Raw genomic sequence first — 18,720 nt, 5'->3', positions numbered from 1 at the left:
CAGCCCTCCCACCAGGGACGGCGTGACGGTAGGACCACGACTACCACCTCGACGACCAGCGACACGGGGACAGGCGGATGGACATCGACGACACGTCGCTCGGCGCGACCCTGCGCACCTGGCGCGGGCGGGTCACGCCGGCGGCAGCCGGCCTGCCCGACGGCCGGGCCCGCCGGGCCACCGGCCTGCGGCGGGAGGACCTGGCCGAGCTCAGCGACATCTCGGTCGACTACGTCGTACGACTGGAGCAGGGTCGCGCCACGACGCCGTCCGCCCAGGTCGTCGCGGCGCTGGCGCGGGCGCTGCAGCTCAGCGACGCCGAGCGCGACCACCTCTACCGCCTGGCCCACGTCGTCCCGCCGGGCGACACCGAGATCGACGACCGGCTGCCGGTGGGGCTGCAGCGGCTGGTGGGCCGGATGGGCGACACGACCGCGGCGGCCGTCTTCGCCGCCGACTGGCAGCTGATCTGGTGGAACCGCGGCTGGGTCGCGCTGCTCGGCGACCCGGCCGACCGGGAGCCGCACCGCCGCAACTTCGCCCGCGACACCTTCCCCGTCGACGACACCGGCCCCTACCTGTCCCACTGGCCGGTGACCTCCCTGGCCCAGCAGACCGTCGAGCTTGCGGTGGTCTCCGACCTGCGCCGCGCCACCGGCCTCTATCCGGCGAGCGCGCGGTTGCGACGCCTGGTCGGCGACCTCACCGCGGGCAACGCGCGCTTCGCCGAGCTGTGGGCCACCGCCGCGATCGGCACCCACCCGGAGGACCGCAAGGTCGTCGAGCACCCGTCCGCCGGACCCATCACCGTCGACTGCGACGTCATGCTCGCCGGCCAGACCGAGCAGAAGGTCGTCGTGCTGAGCGCCGACGAGGGCTCGGACGACGAGGCCCGGCTGCGGCGGGCGCTGGGCGCGGGCTGATGTCCGACGGTGGCCACCGCGAAGGCGAGCCCTACGCTCGCCGCGTGAAGACGAGTGGACTGCTCCTCGCCCTGGTGCTCCTCCTCGTCGGCTGCTCGTCGGAGCCGGAGTCCGACCCCGCCGACGACCGCGAGGCGGCCGAGCCCACCGCGAGCGGACCGCCCGCGCGGATCACGCTCGTCCCCGACGGCTACCACGTGCCCTACGCCGGCACCGCCGAGGACGGACGACGATTCTTCCTCAGCGAGGAGCTGTTCGACGAGAAGTCCGGCTACGTCGGGCTGTTCCTCTGGACGTCCGACGGCACCTTCGACGAGGTCCGGGTCGACCCGACCGGTCGACCCGAGGGCCTCCCGGCGCAGCAGGCTGCCCCCGCCGGGGCGGAGGAGCTCGTGGCCGCCCGGCTGGCCGAGCTCGGCGACTACGTCCTGGAGCCCATCGAGGTCGAGCCGTTCCTGGAGAAGGTCGACGGGGTCGAGTTCGGCTGGCGCGTCGACGAGTACGACGGCGACTACAGCGTGAACGTCGAGCCGGGCAACTTCATCGCCTACTACGCGCCGTGGGACGGCCTGGACTACGACACCTGAGTCGATCTCCGCTCACGCCTCGCGACCCGACGTCGGGGTTGGCCGTCCGGGGTGTGGGTAGCGAGGGAGCGTGACCCGCTCCCGCCTCGTCCTCGTCATCGCCCTGCTCGGCGCGGCTGCCTTCGTGTTCGCGCTCGTGCTCGTCCACGGCGCCGGTCATCAGACCCTGCAGGGCACCAAGACCGACCCCGCCAACCCGGACGCCCCGGGCGAGCCGACCAAGATCCGGGTCAAGTGCGCCTCGCCGGCGAGCGGCCCCCTGCTCACCGACGACGGCGGCCAGAAGGGCCCCGAGCAGCTCGAGGGCGACGACAACCTGGCCGAGGACGACCAGTACGTCCTCAGCCAGCAGGGCATCGACATCGACGAGGTGATCGAGACGTGCGGCCGGGTCCGCACCGAGCGACTGACCCACGCCGTCGAGCTCGCGTTCCTCGGCCTGCTCCTCGGTGGCGCGGCCGTCGCCGTCAGCCGCGGCCGCACGTGGGACCCCATCGATCGCACGCCGGGGCCGGGTCGGCGCGACGACGGCGCGGTGCTCTGAGGCCGGTTCAGGCCTCGCGACCCAACATCCGTCGTACGGCGTCGCGCAGGGCCTCGCGTCGGGCGTCGCGGTGCGGGTCGTCGGCGCCGGCGACGTAGATCAGGCTCGCCGGGGCCCACGCCAGGGACATGCTGACCACGAGTGCCTGCAGGTCGAGGGGTGCGAGGTCGTCGGGCAGGTCGCCGGCGTCCTGGGCCCGGCGGATCGCGTCCTCGCCGTAGGCGACCGCGCGCTGCGGCTCGTCGAGCAGGTGCCCGGTGGGGGTGCGCTCGAGGCGGGCCCAGGTGGCGATCCGGACGCGGTCGGGGTCGTCGAGCCAGGCGTCGTACAGACGGACGGCGTAGCCGGGCAGGTCGAGCGGGTCGAGCGGCACGGCCTCGACGATCGAGCGCAGCTGGTGGTCGTAGACGACGTCGAAGAGCGCGTCCTTGCCGCCGAAGTAGGCGTAGATCTGGGCCTTGTTGGCGCGCGCCGAGGCCGCGATCCGGTCGACCCGGGAGCCGGCGATGCCGTGGCGGGCGAACTCGGCCGTCGCGGCGTCCAGGATCCGGCTCCGGGTGGCGTCGGCGTCTCTCACGCGGCCATCGTAACCAACCGGTTGGTTCATCCTGGTAGAAAGTAACCAACTAGTTTGTTTACGAGAGGACGACGGCCATGCCGACCACCACCACCGCCTGGGCCCTGCAGGCCGCGGGCGCCGACCTGACCCCGCTGACCTTCGAGCGGCGCGACCCGCGACCCGGCGAGGTCGTCGTCCGCGTCACGCACTGCGGGGTCTGCCACAGCGACCTGCACGCGATTGACGCGGCCGGCGCCGGCATGGGCGGACTGCCGCTGGTGCCGGGCCACGAGTTCGTCGGCGAGGTGGTCGGGCTCGGCGAGGGCGTCACGGACCGCTCCGTCGGCCAGCTCGTCGCGGTCGGCAACATCATCGACTCGTGCGGCGAGTGCGCCGCGTGCCTCGGTGGCGACGAGCCCTACTGCGCGCAGTTCCCACTGCAGACCTACGGCGGCCACGACCCGTACGACGACACGACGACCCGCGGTGCCTACGCCGACCACTACGTCCTGCGCGCCGACTTCACCTATCCCCTGCCCGAGGGCCTCGACCCTGCCGGCGTCGCCCCGCTGATGTGCGCCGGCGTCACCGTCTGGCAGCCGCTCTCGCACCTGGGGGTCGGGCCCGACACGGCCGTCGGGGTCGTCGGCCTCGGCGGGCTCGGCCACCTCGCGGTCAAGCTGGCCGCGGCGCTCGGCGCGCGCGTCACCGTCTTCACCACCTCCGCCGCCAAGGCGCAGCAGGCCCGCGACCTCGGCGCGACCGACGTCGTGGTGTCCACCGACGAGGCGGCGATGGCCACCGCCCAGCAGACGCTCGACGTCGTCATCGACACCGTCGCCGCGGCCCACGCGCTCGAGCCCTACCTCGGCACCCTGCGCATCGACGGCACCCTCGTCGTGCTCGCCCTGCCGGGCGAGGGCTGGCACCTCGACCCGATGAGCATCCTCCCGCGCCGTCGTGTGATGGGCTCGGGCAGCTGCGGGCGCCCCGACACCGCCGCGATGCTCGCCTTCGCCGCCGAGCACGGCGTCGTCGCCGACGTCGAGGTGCTGCCGGCCAGCGAGGTCAACACCGCCCTGACGCGGCTGCGCGCCAACGACGTCCGCTTCCGGTTCGTCATCGAGCACGGTCGCTGACCCCCCTCGGGGTGGTCTCGCCGGGGAAGCAAACCGGGCCTCGGGCGGTTCGCAGCCCATGCGCATCTTCTTCACCGGCGGCAGCGGCAAGGCCGGCAAGCACGTGGCCACCTACCTCGCCGAGCAGGGCCACCAGGTCACCAACGCCGATCTCGTCGCGCTCGGCCACCCCGACATGACCGACCTGCGCGTCGACCTGACCGACGCCGGTGAGACCTACTCGGCCATGGCCGGGCTCGCCACGATGGCCGAGCTCGACCTGCCGTCGGTGCCGTCGTACGACGCCGTGGTGCACTTCGCCGCCGTGCCGCGCATCCTGCTCGTGCCCGACGCCACGACGTACGCCACCAACGTGCTCAGCACCTACAACATCCTCGAGGCGGCCACCCGGCTCGGCATCGGCAAGGTCGTGTTCGCGTCCTCCGAGACGACGTACGGCGTGTGCTTCGCGCAGGGCGAGCGCAAGCCGCTCTACCTGCCCGTCGACGAGGAGCACCCGACCGTCCCCGAGGACGCCTACGCGATGTCGAAGGTCGCCAGCGAGACGACCGCGCGCTCCTTCCAGGCCCGCACCGGCAGCGACGTCTACGGCCTGCGCATCAACAACGTGATCGAGCCCCACGAGTACGCCGAGCTGTTCCCCGCGTTCCTCGAGGACCCGGCCCTGCGGCGACGCAACATCTTCGCCTACATCGACACCCGCGACCTGGCCCAGCTGACCCAGCGCGCCCTGGAGACCGACGGCCTGGGCTACCAGGTCTTCAACGTCGCCAACGCCGACCTGTCCGTCGCCGCCACCACCCAGGAGATCCGCGAGCGGTTCTACGACGGGGTCGAGGTACGCCGCGAGCTCGGCCCGCACGAGACGTTCTACGCGATCGACAAGGCGCGTGAGCTGCTCGGCTACGAGCCCCAGCACTCCTGGCGTGACGTGCTCGCCGACCCTCGGTGATCGAGCTTGTCGAGATCCCCTCGGTGATCGAGCCGAGCCTCGGCGATCGAGCTTGTCGAAATCCCTCAGCCCAACAGCTTCCGCGCCCGGAACGTCCACAGCTGCTCGACCCCATGCACCAACGTCTCCGTGGTCGGAGCCGGATCGGTCAGGCACCCGGCGGGGCAGACGGGCACGCTTGCCATCCCCGCCCCCGCCTACAGCTTCAACGAGCCGGTTTCGGGCGCATCCTGATGCGGGGCGTCCACTCGAACCCATCCCAGAATCGCTCGTCCGCCATTCCCTCCGGGTCGGCGTAGAACCCCGGCTCTCGCCCGGCCCCCTCGGCCCTGCTGCTGAAGCCGCCCTCGCCGCCTGAGCTATCGGTCGTTTGCTCGATCGGGTCATCCAGAACATCCGGCGCCGCCAGCGGTGAGGTGCCTGCATGCGCTGGCATCAGGTCGCGATCACGCAGCCAGGACTGGGTGACCTCCGACGACTTCAAAGCGGCCACCGCCATCTCGACCTGAAGGTGATTGCCCTTGACCAGACCTCGAGCCACCGGGATCCGACCGGAGTCGACGACGAGGTTCACCAGCGGCAGAAAGTTCTTGCTCATCGCTGGAGTCAGTGTCCCGATCAAAGTCGAGTCGATCCAGACCTGGACGACGTCTCGGGTGCTTCGGGCGAGCTGCTCGGTGTGCGGCTTCAGGTGGCAGTAGACCCACCCTGCGCCTTCTGGCCGGATCCAGGGCCTCGCACCGTCGCTCCGCGTTGAAGCAGACACTGCGACCTTCTGCTTGCGTCCCTCCGGCAGCTCTACGACATCACCCGTCGGTGGGTCGTTCAACGGTTGCAGGAGATGGGGTTCGGCGAGGGATATGTAGGCGTTCACCCACAAACCATCTCGGCTCGCGAGGTCGCTCTCCTCGTCCTCCACCTCGTCGTTCGCGTCGTTGCCGTACGCCTCGTAGCTGTCGTACACCTGGACGCGAGCGGTGACCCTCGGCGTTCGCCCACGCGCCGTCATCGATCGAACGACGCCCAGATAGCCATCCGTGATCTCCTCCGGAACCCACCCCACGACGACCGCATCGACGTCTACACGTAGCCGGTCACCGTCGATGAAGAGACAGGCTTGCAAGCGCGGCTCGTCCCGTCCGACCCTGCTAGATCCGAGCAATGCCTGTACGGCAGCCTTGTCCGCAGGCGGGTCCAGGCGAACGTACGCGCCTACCTGTCCCCAGAGATCGAACATCTCCATCAGGTGTTCCTCAGTCGTAGCCGTAACTCTTGGATCAATCGTCCCAGAGGTCGGGCGGGCGAGGTCGAGAATGGACGACGTCACCGGACCCTGGGTGCCCGTCGACCTGCGCGTGGAGCGGCATCGCTCCACAGCCGTCGCACACGAACACCACCTCTCGAGCAACGGCCATTGCCATGATTCGAGTTGTTCCAGAGGTGGTGATAGGTGCCGCCGAGGCGCGATCGGGACGAAGTCGTCCGAGTCTCAATGTCAAACTCCATCGCCGCTGTCCGCTCACCGTCAAACGTCACCCGCTCCATCGACCACGCCGAGCTATAGGGAGTTTGCGATTAGGGTCGGTTGAAGTGATAGCGCACCTGAAGGTAGTGCTCATTCCAGACCTCGTCCGCCTCGAGTACTTGGCGCTCAAGACCTTTGGTGAGAGCGAGACGGCTGAACTCGTGCACACCCATCCGGCGAACGTAGTGGGATAGTCCGCCAGAGAAGCTGTCGTCAGCAACAGCGTCTTCGGCGCGACAGTGCCATGTTTCGGCCGACCATTCGTCCGTGAGTTCGTGTCGCTTCAGAACCCGGCCGAACAACTGAACCAACAGCGCTTTGTCGTCGAGTACCTCCGCTGCTTCCTTGATGGCCGCTTCGGTGTCCGACTTGGCTTGCCGTAAGCACGAGTAGAGCGAATCCGAGGACGGCGGCGGTCATTGCGAAGAACAGACCCAAAGCAGTCGCGACCACGCTCCGCTCGCCGGGCAGCAATCGGACAGGTTGCGTCCCCGACCCAACAAACACGCTTACAACAGTCAACGCACTCACTTGACGTTGCTGTCGCGCAAGGCGCGTCGTTCGGATCCGTATCGCCTGACGCACAACTGCCGATGTATCCCGTGCCAACTCCAGCTGCCGGGCTCGGGCCTCCGAGCCCTGGGTCGCCATACGGACGATTTCTGTCACCTGATCGATCGGCACCATGGCTGTCGACGGCGGGGCCAGTAGCAGCTCCTGCGCTTGCAAAAGGCAATTGAAATGCTCTGGGCTTCCTCCGGCGTCAGGATGGTGTTGAGTAGCAAGACGTCGATATGCCTTCCGCACGTCGTCGATCGAAGCTCCCTCAGCAAGCTCTAGGACCGCTAGCGCCTCAGTTCTTTCCATCGCCACATCATGGTGCGCCGTGACCCAATCCGGGAACCGACCGCTTTTGATCCACCGCGGGTCAGGTTCGTTCAATCCGGCACCACCACGGGGAAAGCGGCCTACACTGCCTCGACCGGATCGTAGGAGGTATCGACAATGACGCAACATCCGACCGACTGGGGTCATTTCGTTCGCGAACTCGAGCCGCTCGTCAAAGAGGCGTTCCCAACATGGTCAGAAGAGAAGCGTCACCGCATCGTCTACGACACTGCCCTGATCTACCGCACCGCACTGCAACCCTTGGCCTTCCAGTTCGGCGCCCTCCGCCAACTAGCCCAGGCGCTGGGTTGCACCGAGCCCGAGGTCGCCAAGCAGGAGCAGTTCATCCTTGCTAAGAGTCCCGACCAACTTCAGCAGCTGCTCGCAACGTTCAACAGCCAGCAGCTGGATGATCTACGCAGTATTGTCGCCCGCCACTTCGACTACGGTCATCCGCTCGACGGCCGCCAGCCGCTCGAGATCCTCGGCCTCGAAGAACAAATCCGATTCGTGGCTCTAGGGCGCCGCGTTCTTGGTAAAACGCTCTTCGACCTGGCGAACGGCAATGACCCCAAACTCATCGACACCCGGCCCATGGGCACTTCCCCCGCCGAGACCTTCGAGATCCAGCACGCTCAGAGATACATCGCGGATGCCTTGGAGACGACCGCCTTGGGCGTGCTGGCCGACCCAGGGGCATCGGCCATGCTTGAGGCCCTCGAGATCCCCAGAGAGCGACCAAGCAAGACCTTGGTCTTGCAAGCGTTGTGGGCGGGCTCGACGGGCCATGCTCCGAGCGGGGCGCGCATTGAACTTGTTCACACCGTATCCAGGGGAGCGCTAGACCTCGCACCGCGACCGGCCATCTCGGGCTCGCCACACCCCCAGCCACCCTCAGCAGACCCGACAATCGCGGCAACCCCTACTCCCCCGCGCTCACCGAACCTTCCTGCCACCAGCCCCTCCACACTCCCGGAGCCGCCCAGGGCCAACCCGGTACCGCCCCCAGCAGAGGCACCAAGGAAACGGTCGGGTCCGATGGTGGCCGCGCTGGTAACCATCGTCGCGCTGCTGATCGCATGCGCGTTCTTACTGGGCCGTGAACTCGACCGGACCCAAACCGAACAAGCCAATGGGCGATCGGACGACTCCCCAAGCACGCAGGATGCCATCAACACCTCTACGCCCGAGCCCACCACCGACTCGCCAGCCAACTCACAGCCACCGCCCAGCTCGCAGCCCGCGACGACGCCGCCTGCGCCCGTCATCGCGCCGGCGCCCACGCTTCGCCTGTCCGCGACCACCAAAGAAGTCGACATCGGCCAAGAGATCAAGTTCAAGTACGCGATCAAGGGCAAGACGGCTGGCAGCCCAGAAATCGAACGAACTGCAGGCACGGATGACGTCTATCAGAGCGAGGCGCCGTTGGAGTCTCGCTCCGGAACCGTCTCCATCGCCTCCCCCTCGGAGCCCGGCAGATTCACCTACAGAATAAACGCGGTGGCTGACGACGGTTCCTCCGTCTACTCGACTGAGGTGACCGTAAATGTGTTCGTGAGGGTGTCCCTAGCCGCGATGTGCAACAGCGACCTGTCATTTGGTTCCTGTGAGGACGAGCCCTTCTCTGTTGACTATGGTCCGCGAACGTTCAGCTACATCGCATCCTCGGGGTGTTGCGGAACCGCCCAGCCACCCGACTTTTCCGACGTCCTGAGTTTCGGTTCGAAGACGACGTGCCGGTCGATCCACCTCGAGTTCGTGTTGAAACGATCGGAATATCCGTCCGAGGCCCTCCTCCAGGTCAAGCAGGGAGGAAGCGACATCAAGTCAGCGGTGACGTCGAATGGGGACCTTGGAACCCTCGACGCATCACTCGATGGAAGCGACTTCTTCATTCAGGCCAACGACACAATTGGCGACAATGTCGTCTTCGTGAATGGGTACGCGAGTTGCTTCACCCAATCCGGTAGGCCATAGACCTCGAACGCGAGCCGGGCCTAGAACCCGGACGCGCTCCGACGTCGGAGCTCGCTGGGTCCAGCCGAATGTGCTCGACCTGGGTCGGCCCGAAGCATGCATGAGCCGACCAATCCAGGGTTCCTTCTAGGGCCATGGGATCCACTCGATCAAGCCACGGGCCACGGGCGTTCGCTCGCCGTGGTCACGCAGACGACGGGTGCTCGGGGTTGCACTTAGAGATCACCTCAAAGCACTCCCCCATTGCCAGGACGGTGGCTGCGACGTGGAGATCCGTCACCTCTGGTCGTCCACGGTGCGACTGCGCGTTCCTGACCCGCGCCAGAGCGCGCATCAGGTGGGTGTAGGCCTGATGGAGGTTCTCACCGGTCTTGGTCTCGGGCCCCAGCCGCATCCGCGGCTTCTTACCCCCGAATGCTTGGTTGACCAGATCCTCCCCATCAAGGTCCAAACCGACCTTCTCGTGAATGAGATCGGCCAGCGCAATCCAGCCAGCGTTGATGGCATCGGGGCCTGAGTGCACAACCTTTGCTCCGATTGCTTCGCGGAGCCCATCGGGAAGCAACAACACCCAAGCAGGCGCCATACCAGCTGGGGAGGTGATCGCGGCCGCCCGAGGCGCGAGCGGCATGCTGGGGCCGTTGGTCGCTGGATCGTGACTATGGAGCAGGGTCGATCGCCTCGACTCGACCTCCAGCAAGGAGGCCACATCTTGCACCTGCCGATAGCGCCGGATGTTCTGTCGATTGAGAGTCGCGCCCCACTCGATCGTTCCGATTCCGTGAAGCCCTTGCCACAGCCCCCCTCCCCCGGCATTCCAGAGCCGCTCGAGCCGCAGGACCTCTTTCACTGGTATGCCCGCACCCGGCCGCAGGGTGGACATGAAGGCCATGGCGCTGAAGTTCGCAGACGCAGGAGGGCGAGTCCGGTCGGCGATCAATACGGCTTGCTGCACCGACTTCGTGAACAGCTCGAGGTCGTCTCGAGCAACCTGGCTCCACCGCGCCACCGTCGCGACCCCGACTAGGGACAAGCTCACTTCCTGTTGTGGCCCCGGAATGCCAGAAGCGCCCTGCAGAAGTTTCGGTGTCAAGCTCTGGATCACCGAGAGTGGGTCCTCGATTCCATGGCGATCGGCGTCGTGGTCGATCTCCTCATAAGTCGGCCACCGATCATGCTGGACCAACCACAGGTAGACATCATCGAGCACCATGACCTGAGCACGGCTCAGATCTTCAGAGCCCGTACCCGTGCCAAACTCCTCGCCCATGGATGAAGCCTAGGAGTCAGGCACGACTCGACACCCCGCTGGCGGCCGTCCTGGGTCGTGCCGGGAGCGGCCCGGTCAGCGGGATTGACGCCGTTGGCAGCGACAGGCTGACCGGCGTCGGGTCCAGAGAAGAAGATCACCTCGCGGGTTCCAGCGCTGCCGGCGTCACCCCGGGGCTCGCAGACGGACTGCTTGTGGACCTAGGCCGACCTGATCAACGCACATCCGGCGTAACAGGTTCACGCGAGTCGGCCTCGACCAGGATTAGTGCCGTCTCGTTCACGAGTGCAACTTGGCGGCAAAGCCGGTACCCATATCGGGACGTCAAGTCGTCAAGTGGCGCCACATCCGGCGCTATGGGCGATCGGCGTCCTGGGCCCCTTGGACCTCGATGTGGAAGGTGCCGGTGAAGCCCGTCCCGTTGACCGTGAAGTCCCATCCGACGCCGGTGCCCTCGCCGATGCCGTCGCAGGGGGTCGCCTGCTGGACCGGGAGGGTCAGCCCTTCGGTGCTCGGGGCCTGAGCAACTGCTTCGACGGAGGCACGGTCGCGATACTTCTCGGGGTCCAGATACGTCTCGCCGCTGTGCACGAACAGGGCGGGCGGGCTCCCGGGGAAGACCTGGATGAACACCTGCTTGCGCAGGATGACCTTGTCGGAGAACCCGCCGGGGTCGTCCTCGCCGACGAAGACGTCGACCCGGAAGATGGCGCCGTTCACTGCGTCCTTGAAGGCGTTGTCCGCATCGATCCACCCCTCCCACAGCAGGCGTCCCGGGCCCGCCCAGTACGGGCGTTGGTGGTCCCACTCGGTCAACGGTCGTTGCAGCGCGTCGATGACGTCCGTCCCGTCCTCGAGCCTGTCGGAGTTGAAGGGCCCGTAGCAGTTCTGGGCCTTCATGCTCTGCTCGAACAGGTTGAAGTCCACGCCGCGCGGCTTGATCGAGACCCCGAGGTAGAACTCGTTGCGGAACGGCCCCCAGTCCCCGCCCTGCTTGATCTCCGCGTCCTGGAGCCTCAGGGCGATGTGGTGCGTCCCGTGCAGGAAGCGCATCGCGATCTCGTACGCCTCGCGAGACGTGACCAGCGAGTCGCGTCCGCCGTGGCACTTGTGGATGAACGTGCGAGGCGATCCGGGCAGCTGGGCGGCCGACTGCATCACCAGACCGTCGCTGTGGTTGCCGGCCACCCCGCCGGAGTCCGCGAGGTTCGTCATCTGGTTGAGGACGCTGGCGGCCTTGTTCCCGTAGCTGCCGAAGTCCGTCCCCACGATCGTCAGCACCCGCCTGGGGTCGAAGGTGGTCGCGACGTCGAGGTACTTCAGGTTGTCGTCGTCGAACGCCGCGAGCTCGTCCAGGGCGTCCTTGGTCCCCTCGGGCTCCTTGTCGCGGCCGGGCAGGAGACGCCGGAGGTCGTTGACCTTCTCGTACGTCGCGGACAGCGCATGCAGCAGGCCGGGCGGAATCGCCTGGAACCGGATGCCTCGGTGCGGCGTCCCGAGGGTGACCACCTTGTTGACCTGGGTCCTGGCCGCGCCCGCCTGGCGCGCGTCGAGGAGCCGCAGGGCCTCGTTGACGATCAGTCCACCCATGCTGTGCGCGACGATGTCGACGCCTCGCCACTGCTCCTTCGAGGCACCGCTGCGCTTGTCGGTCTCCTGCTCGATGAGCTCGATGAGCCGCACGAGACCCTCGGCGTACAGACGGATGCTCCGGGGGAGCAGGTCGTAGTAGCGGTACACCCAGATCGTGCCGGCGACTCCCTCGGCGAGACACGCTTCCGCCATCCGCGAGTCGAGCACGATCCGCCTGGCGTGGGCGGGCTCAGGGTCCGGAAGGTCATCCACCTCCATGTCTCGGCCGTAGTAGGCGATCACGTTCGTGGCGTCGGTGTATCGGTAGCGGCGTGACTTCAGGGCGCGCAGCACGAAGCCCTCGTAGATGTAGCTGTCGCCGCGGCGGTCCGGATAGACCGTGCCGTCGTTGAAACCCTGGTAGGCGTTGCGCTGCTCGTCCTCGACGTCGAAGAAGCCGAAGCCCCGTACGAGGATGAGTGGACGTGGGTTGCTTGGCATCGGCGTCTCCGGATGAGTCGGTGTTGAGACTCTGTTCCCGGACCTGCTGCGCAGCAATGGCTCAACCAGGCTCTTGACAGCTGCCTGGTTGCGCGTGGCTCGGTCGCGGTCGGCTAGCTCCGCTTGTCGACCCAGGGCTGGATGTGCTGGACGACGTCGGCGTAGAAGGTCGTCGTGGCGCTCTTGACGGAGCCGATCAACGTCCCCGTGCCGGCCGCTCGCTTGGCACCGAGGGGCAGCTCGAACGAGACAGTGAAGGACTTGATCTCTCGCTGGTCGTCCGGCAGAAGACACGCCGGGTCCTCGCGGGCCTTGCCCAGCAGGGCGGCCGTTGATCCCGCCCGTGGGCCCGCGAGGTGCGCCTCGATCCGGATCGAGTCCTTGGCCTGCTCCGGAAGCTGTCGCAGCAACCAGTTGACCCGCGTCAGCGGCCGGGTGTCGCCGCGGGGAGCCTGCACGCTGACGGTGGCGGTCGCCTTGTCCGACCGGAGGTCGGCTCCGACGACGATGACGTCCACGGCACCAGGCACCTTGAGGCGACCGAACAGCAGTCCGGAATCGGCCAGCTGCTGACGCCGGCTGGCGTGGTCCGGGGTCTCGCGAGGCACGAGCGCCTGGACCTCCACACCGAGCAGCGCCGACATGTGGTGCGCGAGGTGCTGGACCAGCTCGTCGTACCGCGCACTGATGTCACCCGTGGCCTTGTCGGAGGCTCGGGCGGTCTTGGCCTTCACGGCATCACGCACCTTGACCCAGCTGGGGCCCATGTCGCCAAGCCCGCCCATCCCGGACCGGGCGTGGGACATGTAGCGGATGAACTCCTCGAGGACCTTGCCCTGGGTGGCGTCCGCGACGCCGCGGTGGCGCGCGGTGAGGAGGGCTTGTGCGCGGACCTGGTCCCACGACAGGTGGTGCAGCGACACCTTGCGGAGCTTGCGGCGGTCGATCACCACAGGGTGGTCCGCGTCTCCACCCGCCAGCTCGTTGCTGATGGTGATGACGGCGTCGTAACCCCGGGTCCTGGCGATCTCGACGTAGTGGTCGATCTGCTCGGCGTTGAGCCTGCCGTTCGACGTCTTCACCTCGACCAGCGCGGTCCACTGCTTCTGACCTCGGGTCACCTGGATGACGCCGTCAGGGCGGTACGCCTCCTCGTCCTGCCCGAATGGGACCTCGACGTACGCCGTGATGACTCCACGGGGCGCCCCACACTTCGTGGTCAGGGCACCGCCGAACTCGCGAACCATCGTCATCACCGCCAGGAGAGCCGACGTGGCTCGGCGCTCCTGCTCCTCCCCGCTGCCGATTCCGGCGACGGGGAACAGCCGCGCCGTCTGCCAGTCGTTGCCGTCGGCCGCAGGGATGGAGGCGTCCCAGTCGGCGGGCAGCCTGGGCGCACGCGTCGGGCGACGGACCGAGACGCCCCGCTTGGCGGGTGCCGGCGGAGCCGCAGTGGGCTCTTCTGCTGTGGCACCGGTGATCGTCGTGCCCTCCGAGTCGCCAGCCTGCTCCGCAGGCCCACCGGACGGGGCGTCGTCGGAGGCGCCCGACCCTTCGGTCTCGGGCGGCTCCGACTGACCGGACCCCTCGTCCGAGCTCTCGTCCGTCTCGGCACTCACCTCCACGCCGTGCGCCGCCACCAATGACGCCAGGCCGTCCGCGTAGCCCTGCCCCACCGCACGCACCTTCCACGCACCGTCGCGTCGGTAGAACTCGCCGAAGACCAGGGCGAGCTCGCTCGTCGCATCGTCGATGTCGAAGACCAGCAGATCTGCGGCGTCCGAGGTGCGCTGCAACCGCATCCGGATGGCGGCGGCGTCACCGAAGGTGACCCCGGTCGTCGGATCCAGACTGGCCGAGACGACGATCCGCTCGATCTCGTCGGGTACGTCGTCGAGCTCGAGGGTCACGACGTCGGAGGACCAACCGAGGTCCGCGTCGTCCGTGCCTGGCTCCGGCATCAGCTTGTCGCGCAGGTGCACCGCGCCACCCAGCGCAATGGGCTGGTTGTAGAACACGAAGTCCGACCCCGACCGCACCTTTCCGCTTGCGTCCAGCAGCAGGACGCTCACGTCGGCATCGACGGCGTTGCCTTCACGGCCGCGGCTGTCGAGGAACACTGTCAACGAGCCGAGCTCAGCGCTCAGTTTGCTCAGGGCGACATTGGCGCCCTTGGTCAGGGCTTGCGGTTCCGAGATTACGTCAGTCACCCCCCGAGGATCACACGGTCCGCGCCGGGGCGCGGTAGAACGGTCAAGTGGGCGTAGTCCCTCGGCGTTGCCCGAGCACTTCCGGTCATCAGACCGCGTCGCAATAAAGTTGTCCCAGGGGCGGCGGTAAGACGCGGTGCAGGTTTGGTTGGCCCGTTCGGGCACGCATCGGCTGGTAGGGGCGCGCCGACTGTGGGGGGCGGGCGAGCGACTCATCGCGCGATGTCCGGGGTCGAGAGCATTCGATTGGGCGCCGCAGCGGATCTGCTGCCATCACGTCGCGCGATGGCTTAGCCTGCGGGCCATGGTCCAACTAAGTTCTTCGTCGGCTGCCGGGTCGATGTTGGGGTACATGGCGCAGGCTGAGTACGCCCTGCTTCGCGCAGTCGACGCTCTCCTTGACGGTGATCTCACGATGCAATTCGCCGTCGAACTTGAGGACGACTTCTCGGCAAAGTCGAAGGAGCTCGCACACGCTGAGTGGTGGCAGACCAAACATTCGGTGGACAGTGCGCGCGAACTCAAAGATGGAGACCTCGAGTTCTGGAAGACAATTTCGATCTGGCTACGTACTCGCTCCCCCAGTGAGTCGACTCGGTTCTTCTTTCTGACAACAGCCAGTTGCGGAGATCAATCAGCGCTGCGGCACTTGCGCGCGGAGGACCGCGACCCGGGTGCAGCGGCGGATGGCCTTGATGCTGCCCGCGAGAACTCTGGGTCGGCGCTGATGGCAGAGAGATCCCAGGAATGGCTCAATCTCACTCCAGCCCAACGAGTAGAGTTCCTTGATCTCGTTGAAGTGGTGTTCGACGCCCCACAGGCTGATGAACTACATGAAGAACTTGTTCGTCGAGTGCGACCATGCTTCGGGCCGCGTTTCAGTTCTGCCGGAGCAACAGCGCTTAGCGGATGGTGGCTGAACCGAGTACGCACACACCTTATGAGTTTCTGGAACGACTCTCATAAGTACATCGATCTCCTTGATATGGAGCTCGAGATGGATGCGATCCGGAATCGACTTAGGGATGACGACCTGCCAATCGCTGTCGACATTGGCGAGCTACCCGTCAGCGGCGAAGACAGAAACTTCGTCATACAGCTTCGGCTGATCGCGCTACTCGACGAGCGAGTCGCCTTATGCGTTCAAGACCACAATCGGGCGTTTTTCAATCGCTCGTACTGGCAGCGGGAGTCCCTCGTTCGCGTTGGCGAGCTGGAAGCATACGACGATCGGCTCAAGACCGCGTGGAAGCGGCACTTCTTGCCCGCAACGATGTCTACGCATAAGGCCGCGGAATCGGACGAGGACATGGTCTGCGCGGCAGCCCGGGACCGATACCTCGCCCTAGAGAGCAGCCAACTTCCGCGGATCCGCCACGGTGTGAGCGAGGAGTTCATCGCCACCGGCTCCCTGCACATTCTCGCCGACCGCCTCGAGGTCGGCTGGCATCCGGAGTGGTTCGCACGACTAAGGGGAGTGCTGACTGATGCCGTCAACCCTGAGGCGGGGGTGGCATGAGCAATAGTCCAGGCGAGTCGCTGTCGACGATCCCAGTAGCTCCGCCATCGGAGTGGTCCCTATTCAACCCAGCCTTCATCGCCGTTCTCCTTCGTCAGGCGTCCGACGGGTGGTTCAAGACAACCGAAACCGGGATGCATTTTAGTTATGGGTTTCTGGTGCTTCCGCTCGTTCTCCACGGCCCGAGCCGCCGAGAACTTCCTAAGTCGACGGCTCGCGCCCTCGTCGCCTGGATCTACGAGAACCCAGCCCTAGTCGAGACGTTCCCACGGAACGCAAAGGCGCTTTCGCCCTACATTGCCCAAGGAACGCTTTATGGTTGCGCTACTGGTCTGATCGTGTCAGACGGTGGGCTCCTGTACCCCGGCAGTGCGCGACGACGCCCCAGTGGGTTGACGAGCGAAGTGCTCGAGTGCTTCAGCAAGTCCGCGCAGGTTGGCCGTTGGCTGGCGCGACAAGCAACGCCCGAACTCACCTTTGGTTACCTTGGAGTTAGCCCCTAATGCAGATCAATCAGATCATTCTCTACAGCAACTCTGGGGAGATGCGAGTTCTCACACTGCTTCCCGGACGCATGAATATAATTACCGGCGCATCCCTGAAGGGGAAGTCAAGTCTCATCGGTATTCTTCGATACCTACTTGGTTCGGGTTCGCCGCACGCGCCGGCGCTCATCCGCGGGGCGGTTTCCTGGTACGGCCTGGTGGCCTCAGTGGGTGAAGAATCGTTCTTCATTGGGCGTCCGCGCGTCGGTGGCAGCCAGACTACGAATCAGGCGATGTGGCTGCCCGGTGCGACTGACGCCCCCGCGTACGTCGATCTGACGACAAACGCGACAGCGGAAGAGGTTCGAAATCATCTCGGTGGGCTTCTTGGCATTGGAGCAAACGAAAATGTTCCCGACCCCGGACACACACGCGCTCCGCTGGCCGCAACATTCGTCCACTCGCTGTACTACTGCTTCTTGGAGCAGGGCGAGATAGCGAACCCCTACAGCCTCTTCCACCATCAGACTCTCGATTTTCAGGCGCAAGCAATTCGCGACACCCTCCCCTACTTCGTCGGCGCTCAGGGGCGGGATGAAATGGCCCTTCGTGATCGGTTGCGGGGTCTTCGCAGGGATCGGCGGCGGATCGAACTGCAACTTGGTCAGCTCGATGCGTTCCAACTTCAAGAGACCGCCGTTGCTCGAACCCTAATGGGCCAGGCGCGAGATTTTGGAATTATCGATGTCGGCGAGCTGGTCGCGGAAGAGTCCGCCATTGACTCTCTCCGATCAGCGTTGACCTCGGCTACCGCCGGCTTCGGTATGGAGACGCCCGCCTCCGTTCCCCAAGATGAGTACGAGCGCCTAATCGACGATTCGAGGATGCTCCGGGAGTCCATGCGCGAGCAATCTGCACAACTCCGACGGCTGAATCGATTCGCCGAGGACTCTGCTGGCTACGAGGTGGAGGTTTCCGAGCAGCGTTCGCGCCTAGCCTCGGCCCGTCTCGTTCCAGAGCCTAAGACAGAAGGACATTGTCCTCTTTGTGGGCAAGGCGTCGCCGGTTTGGAAGGAGTGATGAGCTCGAACCTCGCTATGGCTACCGGCGACGCTGACCACCGTCTCAGGTCGGCCGCCCGGGACCAGAGGCAAATTGCTGTCTCGATCTCGGAGTTGCAGGCCTCGATTGAAAGGGATCGTGTCGGCTACGAGGCTACTCAAGCGGCGCTGCGAGAGATTGACCGCCTGAGGGCGCAAGAGACGGAGCGCGCACGTTCCCTTGAGATGCGCAGTTTTGTAGTTGGACGCATCTCCCAGTTCTTAGAGACCCACGATGAGGCGACAGACGTCGATCGCCAACTGCTGACCTCCCGGATCACGGATCTGCGGCGACAGATCGAGCAACTCGAGGAGCGGATCGACGGCGACGCAGTCCGTTCTCGGACACAGTCGCTAATGAATCTCGTCTCTCGGCGGATGGCTGAGTACGCCCAGTTCCTAGGGTTGGAGCACTCGACAACTGGGGTGCGCATCGATCCTCAGCGGTTGACTGTGGTGGCCGATCTTCCGTCTGGTCCCGCGTATATGAGCGAGAAGGAGATAGGTGGGGGCATGAACTGGGTGGGCTACCACCTAGCCACGTACCTCGCCATGCAGGCGTACTTTATCGAGCACGCCCGCCCCGTTCCCTCGTTCATCGTCTTCGACCAGCCGTCGCAGGTGTTCTTCCCCGAAGAGGATTCCGCTTCCGAAGGGGACGCAGTCGATTTTGACGATCTCGAGGTCGGCGACAAGGAGCGAACTCGGCGTCTGTTTATGTTGATCAACGACGCTGTGACCGCAGCATCCGGCAATCTGCAGGTTCTCGTTCTTGACCATGCCGACTTTCTTTCGGAGCCCTGGTTCCAGGACGCAGTACTCGAAAAGTGGCGCGGGTCCGCAGCACTGATACCTGCCGGGTGGCTCGACGAACAGCCGGAGGTCGAAGGCTAGAGCCGTTGGCGCTCGCAGTCAGATCCCAACGGTCGAACTCGCCTCGACACCGGGCGCCTGAAATCGAGCCAAACT

15 protein-coding genes are annotated in these 18,720 nt (G+C 66.0%); 9 read left to right on the top strand and 6 right to left on the bottom strand.

Annotated features, from left to right (window positions below):
* The first annotated feature begins 77 nt into the window (after window positions 1-77).
* From FJQ56_RS10690 to FJQ56_RS10680, 3 genes are all read left to right on the top strand, one after another.
* Complete coding sequence (locus tag FJQ56_RS10690; RefSeq protein ID WP_140009379.1) at window positions 78-923, top strand: helix-turn-helix transcriptional regulator; 846 nt, start codon at window positions 78-80, stop codon at window positions 921-923.
* 44 nt (window positions 924-967) lie between these two features.
* Entirely contained in the window at window positions 968-1,510 is a 543-nt protein-coding gene (locus FJQ56_RS10685; RefSeq protein WP_140009378.1) for a hypothetical protein, read from the top strand.
* Between the two features lie 70 nt (window positions 1,511-1,580).
* Window positions 1,581-2,054, top strand: coding sequence for a hypothetical protein (locus FJQ56_RS10680; protein ID WP_140009377.1), 474 nt, complete (start codon window positions 1,581-1,583; stop codon window positions 2,052-2,054).
* A 7-nt stretch (window positions 2,055-2,061) separates the two neighbouring features.
* Here the strand turns inward: FJQ56_RS10680 and FJQ56_RS10675 are convergent, their stop codons facing one another.
* Entirely contained in the window at window positions 2,062-2,631 is a 570-nt protein-coding gene (locus tag FJQ56_RS10675) for a TetR/AcrR family transcriptional regulator (RefSeq protein WP_211350836.1), read from the bottom strand.
* Window positions 2,632-2,708: 77 nt separating this feature from the next.
* Between FJQ56_RS10675 and FJQ56_RS10670 the strand changes: the two genes are divergently transcribed.
* On the top strand, window positions 2,709-3,752 hold the full coding sequence (locus tag FJQ56_RS10670) for an NAD(P)-dependent alcohol dehydrogenase (RefSeq protein ID WP_140009375.1): 1,044 nt from the start codon (window positions 2,709-2,711) through the stop codon (window positions 3,750-3,752).
* 58 nt (window positions 3,753-3,810) lie between these two features.
* Window positions 3,811-4,704, top strand: coding sequence for an NAD-dependent epimerase/dehydratase family protein (locus tag FJQ56_RS10665; RefSeq protein ID WP_140009374.1), 894 nt, complete (start codon window positions 3,811-3,813; stop codon window positions 4,702-4,704).
* A gap of 205 nt (window positions 4,705-4,909) precedes the next feature.
* On the opposite strand, the gene FJQ56_RS10660 is transcribed toward FJQ56_RS10665, so the two are convergent.
* Together FJQ56_RS10660 and FJQ56_RS23070 are read right to left on the bottom strand one after the other, a co-directional pair.
* Window positions 4,910-5,947 carry a DUF2510 domain-containing protein gene (locus tag FJQ56_RS10660; protein WP_140009373.1) on the bottom strand — a complete coding sequence of 346 codons (1,038 nt, stop codon included), beginning with the start codon at window positions 5,945-5,947 and terminating at the stop codon, window positions 4,910-4,912.
* A 495-nt stretch (window positions 5,948-6,442) separates the two neighbouring features.
* Window positions 6,443-7,096, bottom strand: coding sequence for a DnaJ domain-containing protein (locus FJQ56_RS23070; protein WP_211350835.1), 654 nt, complete (start codon window positions 7,094-7,096; stop codon window positions 6,443-6,445).
* Between the two features lie 138 nt (window positions 7,097-7,234).
* Between FJQ56_RS23070 and FJQ56_RS10650 the strand changes: the two genes are divergently transcribed.
* The gene (locus FJQ56_RS10650; protein ID WP_140009371.1) at window positions 7,235-9,094 is read left to right on the top strand and encodes a hypothetical protein; all 1,860 of its coding nucleotides are present in this window, start codon (window positions 7,235-7,237) and stop codon (window positions 9,092-9,094) included.
* Window positions 9,095-9,278: 184 nt separating this feature from the next.
* Here the strand turns inward: FJQ56_RS10650 and FJQ56_RS10645 are convergent, their stop codons facing one another.
* From FJQ56_RS10645 to FJQ56_RS10635, 3 genes are all read right to left on the bottom strand, one after another.
* A complete protein-coding gene (locus tag FJQ56_RS10645) occupies window positions 9,279-10,364 on the bottom strand; it encodes a TIGR02391 family protein (RefSeq protein WP_140009370.1) in 1,086 nt (361 codons plus the stop codon).
* Window positions 10,365-10,718: 354 nt separating this feature from the next.
* Window positions 10,719-12,437, bottom strand: a complete 1,719-nt coding sequence (locus tag FJQ56_RS10640; protein WP_140009369.1) for an esterase/lipase family protein — start codon at window positions 12,435-12,437, stop codon at window positions 10,719-10,721.
* 113 nt (window positions 12,438-12,550) lie between these two features.
* The gene (locus tag FJQ56_RS10635; protein WP_170215342.1) at window positions 12,551-14,812 is read right to left on the bottom strand and encodes a TerD family protein; all 2,262 of its coding nucleotides are present in this window, start codon (window positions 14,810-14,812) and stop codon (window positions 12,551-12,553) included.
* A gap of 187 nt (window positions 14,813-14,999) precedes the next feature.
* On the opposite strand from FJQ56_RS10635, the gene FJQ56_RS10630 reads away from it, so the two are divergent.
* From FJQ56_RS10630 to FJQ56_RS10625, 3 genes are read left to right on the top strand one after another with little or no spacing between them, the layout of a single operon-like run.
* A complete protein-coding gene (locus FJQ56_RS10630) occupies window positions 15,000-16,166 on the top strand; it encodes an ABC-three component system protein (protein WP_140009367.1) in 1,167 nt (388 codons plus the stop codon).
* A complete protein-coding gene (locus tag FJQ56_RS23065; RefSeq protein WP_379142845.1) occupies window positions 16,163-16,669 on the top strand; it encodes a three component ABC system middle component in 507 nt (168 codons plus the stop codon). The genes FJQ56_RS10630 and FJQ56_RS23065 overlap by 4 nt, the downstream gene beginning before the upstream one ends.
* Entirely contained in the window at window positions 16,669-18,645 is a 1,977-nt protein-coding gene (locus FJQ56_RS10625) for a DUF3732 domain-containing protein (protein WP_140009366.1), read from the top strand. Before FJQ56_RS23065 ends, FJQ56_RS10625 begins: the two co-directional genes overlap by 1 nt.
* The last annotated feature ends 75 nt before the right edge of the window (window positions 18,646-18,720 follow it).

Origin of the sequence: Nocardioides plantarum (assembly GCF_006346395.1) — a bacterium.
Taxonomy (GTDB): domain Bacteria; phylum Actinomycetota; class Actinomycetes; order Propionibacteriales; family Nocardioidaceae; genus Nocardioides; species Nocardioides plantarum.
This window is presented reverse-complemented; position numbering and strand designations above follow the sequence as displayed.